Origin of the sequence: Bacillus safensis FO-36b (assembly GCF_000691165.1) — a bacterium.
GTDB classification, from domain to species: Bacteria; Bacillota; Bacilli; order Bacillales; family Bacillaceae; genus Bacillus; species Bacillus safensis.
In genome coordinates, this window is the sequence record NZ_ASJD01000004.1 from 135,877 (window position 1) to 147,869 (window position 11,993).

Below are 11,993 nucleotides of genomic sequence, written 5' to 3' on the forward strand. Positions count from 1 at the left end.
TCAAAGGAGGCTGGCAATATCATGTATTACGGTTATTACGACTACCCGCCATATGACATGCGCCAAAACACAAGAATCATTTCAGACCTTGAAAAAGCAATCAATGGTGAATATTCTGCGATCCAATGCTACGAAAAACTTGCTCAAAGAGCAAAAACTCCTGAGGCAAAAAAAATCATTCAAGAAATACGTCAGGATGAAGTCAGACACTATCAACTATTTTCAAAGCTGTATTATTCTTTAACAGGTAAAAATCACAAACCAAGCGTAACAGAACCTTGTCCAGATCAATTTAGAGAAGGGCTTCTTTTCGCATTTAAAGATGAACAAAGAACAGTCGATTTTTACTTAACGATATCAGATTATGTCCGGGATCAAGGAACAAAAGAGCTGATGAAACGTATCGCTCAAGATGAACAGCAGCATGCTGTATGGTTTTTATATCTTTTAACGCACCATGTGTCTTAGATAGTCCTATTTTAATAGGAGATCGTATGTTCCGTCAAAAAATGAAATCGGCTTTTTGTTCATTCAATCTATCAAATAAAATACTATTCTCAATAAATCCCTCATCTCTTTCACTTTTTCAAACGTGAAAACGACAATTTGATAAATAAAAAAACTCCTCTGCCACAAATAGCAGAAGGAGTTTTTTCATGATCGTTTAATGAAATTTTGCTTCATTGCTTTGCTGCTGATGTTTTAGCAACCCATCAATGGACAGCATCTTACTGCCGCTGAGTGTTAAATAAAGGGCCATGACAAGCAGCGATAGTTCAAATTCATAACCGCCAACAAATCCTTTAGAAAAACCAACCGTAATAATCGCCACAGCCATAATTGGTACAAATAATGCTGCGAAAATACGTGTTCCTAGACCTAAAATCAAGGCGATACCACCGACCAGCTCAATTGTCTTTACAATATAGGCCATAAATTCCGGTACACCGATTTGTCCAAAGAATGCCGCTGTTCCCCCCAGACCTCCTTGATATGCCTGAAGTCCGTGTAGAAAGAAGATAATACCTAAAATAACACGTACAAAAAGTGTTCCTATTTCTTGATTCGTTTTCATATAGTGATTTCCTCCTGTTTTTACACTACATAATGTAATGTTAATAAGTAAAAAAAATTAGTAATTTAGGTTAAGCATAATCATTAAGGCCACCATGAGAATGGTTGATGTGACAATGGGAATGATGGGTACATTGAAAGGAATATTGTATGTTGGATTTAAGATCTTCTGTATTCTTAAATTCAATGCCCGATCTCCAAAGGATACCGCAAACTTCGTTTGTTTTTGAAACTGCGTTCTCTTTTTAATCAGCTTCAAAAGGGCTTGCCCTACTCCAAGCTCAGTGCCTGTCTGCCGAATCGCATAGTCATCTGCGATCACTTCACGAAAAACGGAATAGCTTTGTCTCATATGCTTTAACACTGGAATGTACCAAATGACTTTTGTGAGCATTGAGAATGTGAAAGCCTTTAAAGGATCATAGCTGTATTTGTGGTGTAATTCATGATAAACAACAGCGTCAATCTCCTCTTCATCCAGCATGTCCATGAGAGACGTTGATAAGTAAACCTTTGGGTGAAGCATCCCCATGGCAAAAGCAAGCGGTTCATGACAATGAAACACAATGATGTCATTTGCATATTTCTCAGATAAAGATTCGGTCGAGTGGTAATCGACTGCAAGCATCAGATTTTGCTTGAATTGAATGTACGTTTTGATTTGCTTCGTCATATAGAAAATCGCAAATCCCAGTGTGTAGAGGACTAAAGCATCTAGAAAATATTTCAAAGGAGTGAATCCATAGAATTCGAGAACAGACTGGCATACATGAATAAGATTATATGCTTGATTCCAGCCAAAAAAGCTTGAAAGCACGTAATAACCCATCTGATAAAAAATCGTTAAACCAATCAATATACCGCCTAAAAACAGCAGGCTCGATTTCATTTTATTCATTTTGCTGCTCCTCTTTTTTGGATGCCAGCCTTGCTTCAAGCACTTTGAGTAATTCAGGGTCAGCACTTTCAATTGCATCCACCATATGATTCACTGCCAGTGGACCAAAATCGTCCATCAGCCCTTGGGTAATCCATTTTGTCTGCTCATTTAGAAATTCTTCTTTTGTTAAAATGGGATTATAAATAGATGAACGCCCTTTTGTTTTCTTCTCGACAATTCCCTTTTCGGTTAAGCGGTTCAGCACAGTCATCACCGTGTTGAAATTAATCGGCTTCTCATCTGACAGCTTCTGCTGCACTTCTTTAATCGGCATACCCTCACCTTGATAAAGGATCTCCATAATCCTTCCCTCTAAAGGACCGAAAAAGCGATTCAAACCCTTTTCATTATATTTAAAAGAAGGAATTTTCATGTCATCACCTCACACTAAGGATTGTAGTGTAATTGAAAATGATAGTCAACAGATAACCAAAATAGGGGAAAATCGTTGCATATTACCTTGCTTCTTGGTAAAAATTACGAACCTATTTATATCAATAAGCAATCTGATTCTCGATAAGATAATCTTATGAAATTGGTAAAAAAATTCGTATTTTATTTATAGAGACTTTTGTATTATAGTGAAGATAACAACATTTCACTTACTGAACAAATTTATAGGAAGAAGGTTTACATGTGATGAAACAAGGAAACAGCCTTCGAACCGATCTCATTTTGATCGCGATAAGCGGTTTAGGTGGATTTCTTTTGTCTTTAACAGGAATGTCTATTGGCTGGATGATCGGAACATTAATCACGGCTGCATTTATTGCCATGCGACGTCCCGCCCTGTTTCAGCGTAAAGGAAACAACACCTTGCGTATCCACAGCAGATGGCTACTCCTTGGTCAATTTATTCTCGGAATCGAACTCGGACAGAAAATGAACATGAAAGTTCTTCATATTTTCACTGAACATTGGCTCCCTGTGAGTTTCATGCTCGTTTTTTCTATTCTACTGGCGATGCTCTCTGGCTTTGCCTTATGGAAGCTGAGTAAAACAGATATGCTGACCAGCTTTGTCGGAACAGCACCAGGCGGTTTATCTGCTATGCCAGGGATTGCCCAAGAGGTTGGAGCAAATACAGCCGTTGTCAGTCTCGTACAAACAACACGTGTATTAATGGTGGTACTCACCATCCCATTTACGGTGTTCTATTTAAATACAAAAAATCCAGCGGATGCAGCTGCAACCGTGCAAGGGAGCGCCTTTTCATCCGGCGTTTTCACCCTGTCAAATATCTCGTGGAGTATCGCACTTATTTTAGGTGCCTGGCTTATGTCACGCCTCGCGGTTCGTCTTCATTTCCCTGCCCCTTGGCTGATTGGCAGTATGTTAGGAGTTGCAGCTCTTCAAGTAGGTGCAGGTGCGCTCATAGGTCATGATTTGATTCCTTACTGGCCAGCACAAGCGAATATCGCGTCACAGGTATTTCTAGGTGCAACCATCGGTTCAAAAATGAATAAACAGATGTTTGTAGGGCTAAAAAACACGTTAATTGTGGCCGTCGTCAGCTCAGCTGGACTGATTGCTGCAACGGTTCTCAGTTCAATTGCCATTGCAGAGGTCACAGGCATTTCTGTCATTACAGCCATTCTTGCCTTTTCGCCTGGCGGTATTGCAGAAATGGCAACAACAGCAGTCACACTCCATGAGGACTCAACCTTTGTAGTAGCTGTACAAGTCGTTAGAATCATTCTTGTCATTGCGATGCTGCCACCGTTTTTTCGATTCTTACATCATGTCTGGGCAAAAAGACATCCTGAATATAAAGCCGCAAAATAAAAAAAGAGGCGCTTTGCATGTGCAGAGCGCCTCTTCTTTTATTCATTCTGATTTCTTTTGACACCAACTACTTGATCCTTTGAAATCGTTCCAAAATGCCGGCTGTCGAAGCTATGTATTCGGTTATCTCCGATCACGAAGTAATGGTTTTTTTTGATTTTATCTTGTCCTGTGATAGCTTTCAGCTGAAAATCTCCTGTCAGGACATTCCCCATTTTATGTTTTTTCTGCTCTTTTAAATAGGGTTCTTTCCATTTTTCCCCATCGACAAATAACTGATCATCTACATACTTGATCGATTCTCCTGGGAGCCCAATGACCCGTTTGATCAAAATTTGATTTTTGGGTCCGTGAAATAATACATAATCAAACCGGCTAATTTTCGTGAGTTTTGGCGAGAACTTGTTGATTAATAATTCTGTTCCATCTGTAAATGTAGGGTCCATACTAACCCCTTCTACTTTATACTTCACAAACATGAAATTCTTTACCTGGAACAATAAGACGATGCATGTAATAATCATCAACCATAGCAATGGCTTCTTTTTCATTAAGAGCCTCCTTTGTCCTCACGCTTGCTCATTCGAATATTCAACCTATTTTCTACTCTCTTTCCAACATACCATAATAAAACGATAACTAGAACCGCAAAAACACTTCTTAACGGATTCTTTACTAAAGCAGAAAGATCATAACCGATAAAACTAATGATAAAGAGCATGACACACTTACCAGCTAAAGCAGCTAATGAAAATTGCCACATGCTAATTCTTGATAAGCCTGCGACAACATTGACAGCCGCAGAAGGTGTAAAAGGAAAGCAGAGTAAAATAAATAACGGACCAAATCCCCGCTTCTCTACCCAAAGCATCAATTTCTTAATGGAAGGGTGTCTGCTGATAAAGTTCAGCATTCTCATCTGTCCAAATTTTCTGATCAGTAAAAAGACAAGAATAGACCCTGCACTTGCACCGATCCAGGTTAATAAAAAGCCTTCCCAAAGGCCGAATGCATTTGCATTGGCCACCGCAAACGCCACAAGTGGTAAAAACGGAAGAAATGCTTCAATCAGAGGAAGCAATATAGCGACAATTGGTCCAAAAGCCTTGTAGCTTTCAAAAAATGATGTGATATTTTCATGAGTAAATAGAGAAAGAAATGATGTCAACTTGTTTGACTCCTTCAAGGTTTGTCTACATTTCATTTTACATGGAAAACATAAAAATATACAAATGAATCCCACTCGCCCCCTTGAGATTGTTTGACTCATTCGATATAATAAACAAGAACATTTGTTCTATTCATAAAGAAAGCAGGCTTGGACATGACAAGACTATCAAGAATACAGCTTCAGATGATGGAACAGGCCATCTTTCTTCCAATGGTCATCTCCATCCTCAATCGTGACCTGACACACTTAAAACAACATCAAACATTTAAACTAAATGAACCATACATTCAGCTTGTGACCTCTGTGTTAAAGGAAGCACAGAAAGCACTTTACGAACTGAAGCAGCATTTACGTAAAGAAAATATGAAAGTACAGCAAATTGAACACGATGAAGGATTTACAACGTATCTATTTATCATAAATGGCTATGAAGAAAAGCATAAATACTTTAATCCGCGTATACGTCACCGGGTAGAGGAACTGCTGACTGCATATTTTCTGCATCAAGCAAATTAACTTCTTGCTGAAATGCGGCGCGGTACCCATGCAAAAAAAGCCTGCCGCGGCGGCAGGCTCCTTCTTATTTATGATAATTCAAGCTGTTTTCTCAGCTCTGTTCTAACTTCTTCTAATCCTGGTCCATCTAACTCAAAGTAATACACATTCCCAGGCTGATAATCATGGCCCTTTAGCTGAATCGTATCCACTGATTTCAATGAGCTCAGTAATGGAAAAAGACCGATGAACTGTTTCATGGAAAGGTTGGTTGAGACATTATCACCAAGCGTATCAATGATGTTGTCGTATGACGGGATCGAAGAAATCGATTTAGATTTTTCAAAGATGGCTTGAAGTGCTTCCATTTGGCGCTTTCCGCGCATGAGATCACTATCAGCCTTTCTCGTTCTCACAAAGGCTAAAGCTTCTTCGCCATTCAGTCTATGAGTGCCTGTTTGCACTTGAACTTTTCCCTTTGAATCCTTTTCCATCTGTTTTGCGATGCTTTCATCTTCAATCGTTACGTCAATTCCATTTAGCTCATCCACAATGTCTTGAAACGCCTTAAAGTTCCCTGAAATCACATAGTCTACAGGAATGTTCAACAAGTTTTCGACCGTTTTGACTGACAAATCTGCACTCCCAAACGCATGGGCGTGAGCAATTTTATCATATCCTCTTCCCGGTATATCTACATAAGAATCACGAGGAATACTGAGAAGCTTAATGGTTTTGTCTGTTCGGTTCACCGCCGCCAGTAAGACCGCATCACTTCTTGCTTCATCTACCGTTTCACCTGGACGGCTGTCAATTCCAAGCAGCAGCACCGAAAAGCTGTCCTTTCCTGGATCAAAAGCTTTCACACGCTTTTGCGAGGTGTCTCCTCTTTCTAATGATACTTGCGCCTTATTCGACGCTTTTGAAATTTTATAGTATGCGTATCCAGTCACGGACACTGCCATCACCATGACAAATGCCATGATAAACAGCACGGCTTTTACCCAAGGCCTTAGTCTTCTTTTTGATCTTTTTTCCTTCATCCTTTCCGAACCCTCACTCTATCTTAGTCTATCAATGTAGGTTCCACTATAACATATTTTGATGAAAGTTTCCTGCACGCAACATATTTTTATGAATCCACAATAAAAAAGCCGCTCAAGATGAGCAGCTTTCGTTCATTATTTTTGGCTAATACCTTGTTTTACTTCACCAATCATGGCAGATAATGATTCAAGCCCGCCGCCGGATAGATACCACATGTCAGAGTTCAAATACACCACATGGTTGTTTTTGATCGCTTTGACTGATTTCACGTAATCATTCTCAACAAGCTGTTTCGCAGACGTTTCTTCTCCGATCGCTGCGCCTCGATCAACGACAAATAGATAGTCTGGGTTCGTTTTGACCATGTATTCATACGAAATGCTTTGACCGTGTTTATCAGATGGCTCAAGCTTTTGATCTGCCGGTGTGATACCAAACACATCGTGGATGAGACCGTATCTTGACTTAGGTCCGAACGCTGTCATTTTGCTGTCGTTCGCCATGATCACCAGCCCTTTTTTCTTTAACTCTTTTGCTTCTTTCTTTAAAGCATCCACTTTTTGATCAATGGCTGCAAGTTCTTCTTTAACTTTGTCTTCTTTATCAAAAACCTTGCCTAAAGTTTTGGCATTCTTTTTAAATGATTCCATATAATTGGCATTGTCTACATCCATATAAATCGTAGGGGCAATATTAGAAAATTCATCGAATGCATCTGCTTGACGGTGCTGGATAATGATTAAATCCGGCTTAATTTCTGCAATTTTTTCAAAGTTCGGCTCTTTTAATCCGCCGACATTTTCATATTTGTCTCCTTCATATTTTGATAAATATTTAGGCACCGCTTGTTTCGGTAAAGCTGTTACATTCACACCTATTTTGTCTAAAGTATCAAGACTTCCCATATCAAACACGACCACTTTTTTCGGGTTTTTCTTGATCTTTACACCATCTTTATTCAGCATGTCTTTTACCGTCACAGTTTCTTCTTTAATTCCTTCTGTTTGTCCTTGATTTCCGCAGCCAGCGAGTACCACGATCGCTGTTAATACAGTCATTATCCATATCCATTTTTTCATACGTAATCACCTCTTCATTTTTTAAGAAAAATATAAGCAAATACGCTCACCACGAATAACTTCAATCGGTATGCGCATGTCATAAATTTGTTCAAGTGCTTCTGTTTGAATCACGTCGTCCACTCCACCTTCTTTAATGACCTGTCCATCTTTTAAGGCGACGATATGATCGGAATACACAGAGGCAAAGTTAATATCATGAAGAACCACAACAATTGTTTTCCCAAGATCTTTGACGAGCTGCTGAAAGAGCTTCATCATCTCGACAGAATGATTCATATCCAAATTGTTTAAAGGCTCATCTAAGAAAATATAATCTGTATCCTGCGCCAGCACCATTGCAATAAAAGCTCTTTGTCTTTGCCCACCGCTCAGTTCTTCTACATATTGATGCTGGATATCGGCAAGCTTCATGTATTGGAGGGACACATCAATCATCTTCTCATCCTCTTTTGTCAGATGACCCTGCGAGTAAGGGAAACGGCCAAAGCTGACAAGCTCCCGAACGGTCAGCCGCACATTCATATGATTGGCCTGCTTTAAAATACTCATTTTCTTTGCAAGTTCCTGCGGAGGGTATGCACTATATGGCTTGTCTTCTAAATAAGCTGCACCTGAGTCTGGCTGAATCAGCCGGCTCATGATGGATAAAAGCGTGCTTTTCCCCGCACCATTCGGACCAATGAGAGACGTCAGCTGTCCCTTTTTCACACTGATCGTTGTGTCGTGAAGCACTGTTTTTCCGTTATACGCCTTACTGACGCCCTTCATCAAGACCATGAACGACTCTCCTTTAACAGTAAATAAATAAAATACAGTCCGCCGACTAAATCAATCAACACACTAAGCGGCGTTTGAAAAGTAAATACCTTTTCTACAAGAAATTCCCCGCCTACAAGAGCAATCACGCTGATAAATAAAGAGCCTAATAGCAAGTATGTATGCCGGTATGTCCGAAAAAGCTCTCGTGCGACGTTTACGGCAAGTAAGCCGAGGAACGTAATTGGTCCGACAAGTGCCGTTGCGATAGACACAAGGACAGCTATCACGATCAGCATCTTTTTTGTGATGCTGTCGTAGTCAATGCCTAGATTCACCGCATGTTCCTTGCCAAGAGACATGACATCTAATTTGGAGCGGAATGTCCAAATGTAAACACACAGCGCCGCAAATAAAACAGAAGCGATCAGTAAGATGTCCGTGTTCATGTGATTAAAGCTTGCAAAGGATTTATCCTGTACGACCTGATATTCATTCGGATCGATCAGCATTTCCATAAACGAAGAAAGACTTTTGAACAATGTCCCAAACACAATTCCAACAAGCAGAAGTAAGAAAATGTGTTTATTTTTGCGTTTGAACATGACTGTATACAGCAGTACAGAAAATAGAATCATCAGCCCAACGCAAAGGAAAAAATTAAGATTCTTATTGACGATCATTAAATGAGTCGACCCAAACACATAAATAATCGCTGTTTGCAAAAACAAGTACAGTGCGTCTAAACCCAATATGCTCGGCGTTAAGATTCGATTGTTGGTCAAAGTTTGAAAGACAACAGATGAAAAGGCAATCGCGCCTCCCGTTAATGTCATCGCAAGCACTTTCTTTAAACGGCTTGGGACTGTGTACGGCCAGTACCCCATTTGAAAGGTAATAAAAATTACGATCAACACGGCTGCAATGGCTGCAATCAGACATAATATACGTTTCTTATGCATAGCGTTTCCTCCTTAATAACATGTACAGGAAGATCGCACTCCCGATGATGCCTACCATGAGCCCAACCGATATTTCATATGGATAAATGATCACCCTTCCGAGCACATCACAAATCAGAACAAAAATAGCTCCTAGTAAAGCTGTATGCGGGAGGCTTTTTTTCAAGTGATCGCCGCGGTAGATCGAAACAATATTCGGAATGATTAATCCAAGGAATGGCAGCATCCCGACAGTTAAAATGGTGACAGACGTAATCATTGAAACGATCACCAAACCAACTGCCATCACACGTTTATACGTTAAACCTAAGTTGACAGCAAAGCTCTCGCCCATGCCTGCCACTGTAAAGCGGTCAGCATATAAATACGCAATGATCAATAGTGGAACGCTCACATAGAGCAGTTCATAACGCCCTTGGACAATAAGAGAAAAATCCCCTTGAAGCCATGCGGATACGTTTTGGATCAAATCATATTTATAGGCTATAAACGTAGATATTGAACTGACAATCCCCCCAAACATTAAGCCGACTAATGGTACATAAATCGTATCATTCACCTTGATATGCCGCAGGATTTTTAAGAAAAGAAGATTCCCAGCTAAAGTAAATAGAAACGCAATCCCCATTTTCATAAGCGGATTCGCATGTGTAAAAACAAGTATTGCTGCTAAAATACCAAGCTTCGCCCAATCCATCGTTCCTGCAGTGGTTGGTGAAACAAATTTATTCCTCGTCATGCTTTGCATAATAAAGCCGCATAAACTAAGGCTCATACCAGCAAGCACAATACTCACGAGACGCGGGAGGCGGCTTGAAACTAACGTGTGCACTTGTTCATCTGTTAAATTAAACAGTTCTAAAATGGACAGATCCTGTACGCCGACAAACAGAGATATACATGCCAAACATACAAATAACAAACTTAATTGATACAACTTCATACAGGTTTCTCACTTTCTATCAAGCTCTATCCGCCATAAATGATTATCATTATCAATTAAGCGACAGTTCATATATTATCACATCTAGTGAAATATTCAATAGCGGTATAAAAAAGACGAAAACTCAAAAAACAGCCTGCGGCAGCGGCTGCTTTTTCTCTTATTGAATATTCAATTGAAATTGTCCATTCAGTTCTTCTTCTGCTTCTTGAAATAACTGACGCAAGCTCTCAGCATAATCACCAAGAGCGTCTTTGCTCGTTTGAAAATTCACCCATGTCAGTTCAACTGGAAGAGTCACCTCTCCTGTCAAACAGTCCCAAAGGGCATCAAGGTTTTTCCCATAATAGTCAGGAAGGTGTAAAACTGTTTTTAGCTGGTCATGAAGCTCTTCTTGCGACCTGCACGCTGCGCCGTCAAGCTGCACTTTTTTCATGTTCATCTTCCCCTCTCTTGCCTATATTTTAAACGAATTGGAAGAGAAAGAGAAAGATGGACATCTTACTTTTGTTTCTGCCTGACCCCTGAGATCAAGAGAATGAGGCAGGCAGCCAAAACGATCAAGAGAAAGAGGGTTAACACGATCTGAGTACCGTATATATCAGCAAAGAGTCCAACAAAAACACTCGGAATACCAAGTCCTAAATAGGCAAACAAGTAATACCCTGCAACGGCTCTAGCCGCCTCCTTTTTCCCTCGCTCAACAATGAGCTGAAGGCCACCTAAATAAGTAAATCCATAGCAGGCAGTACCCGCCAGCATCGTTCCGGCAAGTACAAGGAAAATAGACCCGCTGCTTGCACCGTATAGTAAGAGGCCATATCCGCACGGAAGACAGATAAACCCCAAAAGGAGCGCTGTGCTGCTATTCATCTTGCGCACAAAGGGCTGCATCAGGACACCTGCCATATTAATTAAAAAGAGCGCTGGCCCTACCCACAATTCATAACCATTTAGTTTAAGCTGTGCTGGCAAAATTGAAATGACAAGGCCGCACACCGACCATGCGATAGCAATGGCTGCATTCGCCGGCATTGTTCCTTTTGGAAATCTTGGCATGTTCATCATCGGTTTACCTGAATCTCCTTGGACAGGCGGCACGAAAAAGAAGACACCCACAATGGTTAAGATCAAAAAAGCCAGCACAATCCAATAGCTAAGCGGCGTGAGGGACACACGCTGAAAAGAAAGAAGTGCCGTAAAAAGAGCACCGCCCCCAAATCCAACCGAACTGCATAGTGCAATAAAAGTTGGAATCCAGCCTGACTTCTCTGGATATAAAGCAATCAAATATGCGGTGCATGTTCCAACACTAAGACCAAGTCCGACACCTTGCAAGAGCCGGGCAGCAAAGAGCATCTGTATGGAAGGGTGGATAATCATCAACAAGGTGGCACATAACGAAAAGCTAAGCGCAACCAATAAAATCGGTTTGCGTCCAACCCGGTCAGAAATGCCGCCAAGAAAAAGCAAAACTGGAATAAGTCCGAAGACATACGCGGCAAATACAAGTGCTGTTGCCGCCTTTCCGTACCCTGCGTGTTCTGCATACGCCGTATAAAGGGGCACTTGCAGATTCACAGCAATCGTAATCATAAAAAGACCAAGTAAAACGAAAATAAACGGGATGATGGATAAGTGTGCCGTTTCCTCTTTGGATGCTGGGATCATTTGACTCTCTCCTCTATGTCATTGCATATGAGAACAGTGTACACACCATTTGGCTTACTTCCTACAT

15 protein-coding genes are annotated in these 11,993 nt (G+C 40.6%); 3 read left to right on the plus strand and 12 right to left on the minus strand.

The annotated features are described in order from the left end of the window. Positions 1-21 precede the first annotated feature (21 nt). Positions 22-468 carry a ferritin-like domain-containing protein gene (locus tag BA81_RS11115; RefSeq protein ID WP_034282153.1) on the plus strand — a complete coding sequence of 149 codons (447 nt, stop codon included), beginning with the start codon at positions 22-24 and terminating at the stop codon, positions 466-468. Positions 469-664: 196 nt separating this feature from the next. On the opposite strand, the gene BA81_RS11120 is transcribed toward BA81_RS11115, so the two are convergent. From BA81_RS11120 to BA81_RS11130, 3 genes are read right to left on the minus strand one after another with little or no spacing between them, the layout of a single operon-like run. Further along, on the minus strand, positions 665-1,075 hold the full coding sequence (locus tag BA81_RS11120; protein WP_034282155.1) for a DoxX family protein: 411 nt from the start codon (positions 1,073-1,075) through the stop codon (positions 665-667). 57 nt (positions 1,076-1,132) lie between these two features. Continuing rightward, positions 1,133-1,972 (minus strand): M56 family metallopeptidase, encoded by an 840-nt coding sequence (locus BA81_RS11125; protein WP_034282157.1) that lies wholly within the window; start codon positions 1,970-1,972, stop codon positions 1,133-1,135. Continuing rightward, entirely contained in the window at positions 1,965-2,387 is a 423-nt protein-coding gene (locus BA81_RS11130) for a BlaI/MecI/CopY family transcriptional regulator (RefSeq protein ID WP_034282159.1), read from the minus strand. Before BA81_RS11130 ends, BA81_RS11125 begins: the two co-directional genes overlap by 8 nt. 266 nt (positions 2,388-2,653) lie before the next feature. Here BA81_RS11130 and BA81_RS11135 point away from each other — a divergent pair, with 266 nt between their 5' ends. Beyond that, positions 2,654-3,799 (plus strand): AbrB family transcriptional regulator, encoded by a 1,146-nt coding sequence (locus tag BA81_RS11135; protein ID WP_034282161.1) that lies wholly within the window; start codon positions 2,654-2,656, stop codon positions 3,797-3,799. Positions 3,800-3,837: 38 nt separating this feature from the next. On the opposite strand, the gene lepB is transcribed toward BA81_RS11135, so the two are convergent. Both lepB and BA81_RS11145 read right to left on the minus strand, forming a co-directional pair. Beyond that, positions 3,838-4,350, minus strand: a complete 513-nt coding sequence (gene lepB / locus BA81_RS11140) for a signal peptidase I (RefSeq protein ID WP_034282162.1) — start codon at positions 4,348-4,350, stop codon at positions 3,838-3,840. Then, on the minus strand, positions 4,350-4,967 hold the full coding sequence (locus BA81_RS11145; RefSeq protein ID WP_024425492.1) for a TVP38/TMEM64 family protein: 618 nt from the start codon (positions 4,965-4,967) through the stop codon (positions 4,350-4,352). The genes lepB and BA81_RS11145 overlap by 1 nt, the downstream gene beginning before the upstream one ends. Before the next feature lie 156 nt (positions 4,968-5,123). On the opposite strand from BA81_RS11145, the gene BA81_RS11150 reads away from it, so the two are divergent. Further along, the gene (locus BA81_RS11150) at positions 5,124-5,486 is read left to right on the plus strand and encodes a YhjD family protein (RefSeq protein ID WP_034282166.1); all 363 of its coding nucleotides are present in this window, start codon (positions 5,124-5,126) and stop codon (positions 5,484-5,486) included. A 68-nt stretch (positions 5,487-5,554) separates the two neighbouring features. Here the strand turns inward: BA81_RS11150 and BA81_RS11155 are convergent, their stop codons facing one another. The 7 genes from BA81_RS11155 to BA81_RS11185 form a co-directional block, all read right to left on the minus strand. Continuing rightward, entirely contained in the window at positions 5,555-6,508 is a 954-nt protein-coding gene (locus BA81_RS11155; RefSeq protein WP_034282168.1) for an LCP family protein, read from the minus strand. Between the two features lie 138 nt (positions 6,509-6,646). Beyond that, positions 6,647-7,591, minus strand: coding sequence for a siderophore ABC transporter substrate-binding protein (locus BA81_RS11160; protein ID WP_034282169.1), 945 nt, complete (start codon positions 7,589-7,591; stop codon positions 6,647-6,649). 21 nt (positions 7,592-7,612) lie between these two features. After that, complete coding sequence (locus BA81_RS11165; RefSeq protein WP_034282171.1) at positions 7,613-8,371, minus strand: iron ABC transporter ATP-binding protein; 759 nt, start codon at positions 8,369-8,371, stop codon at positions 7,613-7,615. After that, positions 8,362-9,312, minus strand: a complete 951-nt coding sequence (locus BA81_RS11170) for an iron chelate uptake ABC transporter family permease subunit (RefSeq protein WP_034282174.1) — start codon at positions 9,310-9,312, stop codon at positions 8,362-8,364. The genes BA81_RS11165 and BA81_RS11170 overlap by 10 nt, the downstream gene beginning before the upstream one ends. Beyond that, the gene (locus BA81_RS11175) at positions 9,305-10,255 is read right to left on the minus strand and encodes an ABC transporter permease (protein WP_034282176.1); all 951 of its coding nucleotides are present in this window, start codon (positions 10,253-10,255) and stop codon (positions 9,305-9,307) included. Before BA81_RS11175 ends, BA81_RS11170 begins: the two co-directional genes overlap by 8 nt. 160 nt (positions 10,256-10,415) lie before the next feature. Beyond that, positions 10,416-10,691 carry a barstar family protein gene (locus BA81_RS11180; protein WP_034282178.1) on the minus strand — a complete coding sequence of 92 codons (276 nt, stop codon included), beginning with the start codon at positions 10,689-10,691 and terminating at the stop codon, positions 10,416-10,418. A gap of 65 nt (positions 10,692-10,756) precedes the next feature. Next, positions 10,757-11,926, minus strand: coding sequence for an MFS transporter (locus tag BA81_RS11185; protein ID WP_034282180.1), 1,170 nt, complete (start codon positions 11,924-11,926; stop codon positions 10,757-10,759). Between the last annotated feature and the right edge of the window lie 67 nt (positions 11,927-11,993).

Bases quoted from the DNA above. Each gene is read 5' to 3' on its own strand.
- BA81_RS11115 (WP_034282153.1), top strand. From the start codon at position 22: ATGTATTACGGTTATTACGACTACCCGCCATATGACATGCGCCAAAAC.
- BA81_RS11120 (WP_034282155.1), bottom strand. From the start codon at position 1,075: ATGAAAACGAATCAAGAAATAGGAACACTTTTTGTACGTGTTATTTTA.
- BA81_RS11125 (WP_034282157.1), bottom strand. From the start codon at position 1,972: ATGAATAAAATGAAATCGAGCCTGCTGTTTTTAGGCGGTATATTGATT.
- BA81_RS11130 (WP_034282159.1), bottom strand. From the start codon at position 2,387: ATGAAAATTCCTTCTTTTAAATATAATGAAAAGGGTTTGAATCGCTTT.
- BA81_RS11135 (WP_034282161.1), top strand. From the start codon at position 2,654: ATGAAACAAGGAAACAGCCTTCGAACCGATCTCATTTTGATCGCGATA.
- lepB (WP_034282162.1), bottom strand. From the start codon at position 4,350: ATGAAAAAGAAGCCATTGCTATGGTTGATGATTATTACATGCATCGTC.
- BA81_RS11150 (WP_034282166.1), top strand. From the start codon at position 5,124: ATGACAAGACTATCAAGAATACAGCTTCAGATGATGGAACAGGCCATC.
- BA81_RS11155 (WP_034282168.1), bottom strand. From the start codon at position 6,508: ATGAAGGAAAAAAGATCAAAAAGAAGACTAAGGCCTTGGGTAAAAGCC.
- BA81_RS11160 (WP_034282169.1), bottom strand. From the start codon at position 7,591: ATGAAAAAATGGATATGGATAATGACTGTATTAACAGCGATCGTGGTA.
- BA81_RS11165 (WP_034282171.1), bottom strand. From the start codon at position 8,371: ATGGTCTTGATGAAGGGCGTCAGTAAGGCGTATAACGGAAAAACAGTG.
- BA81_RS11170 (WP_034282174.1), bottom strand. From the start codon at position 9,312: ATGCATAAGAAACGTATATTATGTCTGATTGCAGCCATTGCAGCCGTG.
- BA81_RS11175 (WP_034282176.1), bottom strand. From the start codon at position 10,255: ATGAAGTTGTATCAATTAAGTTTGTTATTTGTATGTTTGGCATGTATA.
- BA81_RS11180 (WP_034282178.1), bottom strand. From the start codon at position 10,691: ATGAAAAAAGTGCAGCTTGACGGCGCAGCGTGCAGGTCGCAAGAAGAG.
- BA81_RS11185 (WP_034282180.1), bottom strand. From the start codon at position 11,926: ATGATCCCAGCATCCAAAGAGGAAACGGCACACTTATCCATCATCCCG.